We start from the raw sequence: 452 nt of genomic DNA, 5'->3' as shown, positions 1-452 counted from the left end.
AGCATGACGAGGTCGATATCTTCGCCTACGCGACCGAAGGCAGCCTCGATGCGCAGATGTGGCAGAACAACGAGCGCAAGGCCCGCTTCATCGCTGCCGCGCTGTCCGGTGACACCTCGATCCGCCGGCTGGAGGACATGGGTGAAAGCCAGGCCAACCAGTTCGCCATGGCGAAGGCGATCGCCTCTGGCGACCCGCGCCTGATGCAGAAGGCTGGCCTCGAGGCCGACATCGCGCGGCTCGAACGGCTGCGGGCTGCGCACATCGATGATCAGCACGCGGTGCGCCGGCAGATGCGCGATGCCCAGCGCGACATCCAGCTCTCGGCCCGCCGCATCAGTGAGATCGGCCAGGACATCGAGCGCCTCACACCGACCGCCGGCGATGCGTTCAGCATGTCCGTGACGGGAACCCCGTTTATGGAACGCAAGCTCGCTGGGCGCGCATTGATG

The 452-nt window shown here is 66.2% G+C and carries 1 protein-coding gene; it reads left to right on the top strand.

Going from position 1 to position 452, the window contains the following annotated elements:
* Positions 1–452, top strand: a 452-nt coding sequence (locus tag NJE57_RS19925; RefSeq protein WP_319030226.1) for a hypothetical protein, incomplete at both ends; no start/stop codon positions are given.

Origin of the sequence: Dietzia sp. PP-33, assembly GCF_033790845.1 — a bacterium.
In the GTDB taxonomy this organism is placed as follows: Bacteria; Actinomycetota; Actinomycetes; order Mycobacteriales; family Mycobacteriaceae; genus Dietzia.
This window is presented reverse-complemented; position numbering and strand designations above follow the sequence as displayed.